Source organism: Streptomyces sp. NPDC001153 (assembly GCF_053598315.1).
The window spans coordinates 1-2,643 of the sequence record NZ_JBSFJZ010000125.1 but is presented as its reverse complement, the minus strand read 5'-3'; the positions used below and the strand labels follow the sequence as shown (position 1 = coordinate 2,643).

Here is a 2,643-nt window from a genome sequence, read left to right as displayed (position 1 = left end):
ACGCCGCCGACCGCGACGCCCTCGCCCGCCTCCTCGACACCGTCCCCCGCGAACACCCCCTCCGCGCCGTCGTCCACACCGCGGGCGTCATCGACGACACGCTCGTCACCTCCCTCACCCCCGACCGGCTCGACACCGTCCTGCGCCCCAAGGCCGACGCCGCCTGGCACCTGCACGAACTCAGCGTCCAACGCGGCCTCGACCTCAAGGCGTTCGTCCTCTTCTCCTCGACGGCCGGGTTCCTGGACAACGCCGGGCAGGCCAACTACGCCGCCGCCAACGTCTTCCTCGACGCGCTCGCCCACCACCGCCGGGCCGCCGGCCTCGCCGCGACCTCACTGGCCTGGGGTCTGTGGACGGGTGACGTCGGCATGGGTGCGTCCCTGGACGCGACCGCGCTCCAGCGCATCGCGAAACTGGGTCTCGAACCTCTGTCGGCCGACGAGAACCTCCGTCTGCTGGACGCCGCGCTGCGCGGCGACGCCCCGGCAGTCGTCCCCGTGCGCATAGACGGCGCCACGCTGCGGGAGCGCGCCGACGGCGTCCCCGCCGTGCTGCGGGCCCTGGTGCCGGCCCGGGTGACACGGCGCGCGGCCGCCGCCGCGTCCGGACCGGGCGGAGCGGTCTCCGTCGCGGACTCGCTCGCCGGCCGTCTGGCCGGTCTGTCCGGGCCGGAGCGCGTCGAGGCCCTGCTGGACCTGGTCCGCAGCAACGTCGCGTCGGTACTCGGCCACGACGGGGCGGACGCGGTCGACCCGGGCCGCGCCTTCAGCGAGAGCGGTTTCGACTCGCTCGCCGCGGTGGAACTGCGCAACGCGCTCAACGCGGCGACCGGGCTGCGCCTGACCGCCACCCTCGTCTTCGACTACCCGACCCCGCGGGCGCTCGCCGAGCACATCGCGAGCAAGCTGGCCCCGCAGGAGGAGCAGCCCGCCGCACGGGAGACCGCGCCGGTCACCGTCGTCGCCGACGACGACCCCGTCGTCATCGTCGGCATGAGCTGCCGCTATCCGGGCGGGGTCGCCTCACCGGAGGAGCTGTGGGAGCTGGTGGCCGAGGGCCGCGACGCCGTCTCCCGCTTCCCCGAGGACCGAGGCTGGGACGTCGGCGCACTGTACGACCCGGAGCCGGGTGTCTCGGGCAAGAGCTCCACCCGCGAGGGCGGGTTCCTCTACGACGCGGCCGAGTTCGACGCGGAGTTCTTCGGTGTCAGCCCGCGTGAGGCCCAGGCCATGGACCCGCAGCAGCGGCTGCTGCTGGAGGTCTCGTGGGAGGCGTTCGAGCGGGCCGGCATCGACCCGACCTCGGTCCGCGGAACCGACACCGGCGTCTTCGCCGGTGTGATGTACCACGACTGGGGCAGCCGCCTCGGCGGCCGGGTCGCCGAGGAATACGCGGGCTACCTGGGCAACGGCAGCCTCGCCAGCGTGGTGTCCGGCCGGGTCGCCTACGTCCTGGGTCTGGAGGGCCCGGCCGTGACGGTGGACACCGCCTGCTCGTCGTCGCTGGTCGCCCTGCACTGGGCTGTTCAGGCGCTGCGGGCCGGCGAGTGCTCGCTGGCGCTGGCCGGCGGCGTCACCGTGATGTCGACGCCGGACACGTTCATCGACATGAGCCGGCAGCGCGGGCTCGCCGCCGACGGCCGCTGCAAGTCCTTCGCCGCGTCGGCCGACGGCACCGGCTGGGGCGAAGGCGTCGGCATGCTCGTCCTGGAGCGGCTGTCCGACGCCCGCGCCCACGGCCACCGGGTGCTCGCTGTCGTCAAGGGTTCGGCCGTCAACCAGGACGGTGCGAGCAACGGTCTGACCGCGCCCAACGGCCCGTCCCAGCAGCGGGTCATCGAGCAGGCGCTGGCCTCCGCGGGACTGACGCCCGCGGAGGTGGACACCGTCGAGGGCCACGGCACGGGTACGACGCTGGGCGACCCGATCGAGGCCCAGGCGCTCATCGCCACCTACGGGCAGCAGCGCCCGGCCGGTGGGAGCCCCCTGCACCTCGGCTCCATCAAGTCGAACCTCGGCCACACGCAGGCGGCCGCCGGTGTCGCCGGGATCATCAAGACCGTCCTGGCGATGCGGCACGGTGTGCTGCCCAAGACCCTGCACGTGGACGAGCCGTCGCCCCAGGTCGACTGGGAGGCGGGCGCGGTGGAACTGCTCACCGAGTCGAAGCCGTGGCCGGACAACGGTCACCCGCGCCGGGCGGGCGTCTCCTCGTTCGGCATCAGCGGCACCAACGCCCACGTCATCATCGAGCAGGCTTCGCAGGAGGAGCGGCCCGAGCCCGTGCCCGCCGAGGCTCCGGTGCTCGCCTGGCCGTTGTCCGGCAGGACCCCGGCGGCCGTCCGCGCCCAGGCGACACGACTCCGGGCGTTCCTGGAGAGCGTGCCGGACGATGACCTCACGGCGGTCGGCAGGGCCCTGGTCACCTCCCGCGCGACGCTGGAGAACCGCGCCGTCGCGGTCGGCGCCGACCGGGCTGACCTGGCCCGCGCGCTGGACGCGATCACCGACGGCGGCGGTATCGCCGAGGCGGCCACCGGAAAGCTGGCGTTCCTGTTCACGGGTCAGGGGGCGCAGCGGGTCGGGATGGGCCGGGAGCTGTACGACGCGTTCCCGGTGTTCGCGCAGGCCTTCGACGCGG

General features: G+C 74.2%; 1 protein-coding gene. It reads left to right on the top strand.

Going from position 1 to position 2,643, the window contains the following annotated elements:
- Positions 1 to 2,643 (top strand): type I polyketide synthase (locus tag ACWDEN_RS48015; RefSeq protein ID WP_450864451.1); only part of this gene is annotated, 2,643 nt, incomplete at both ends.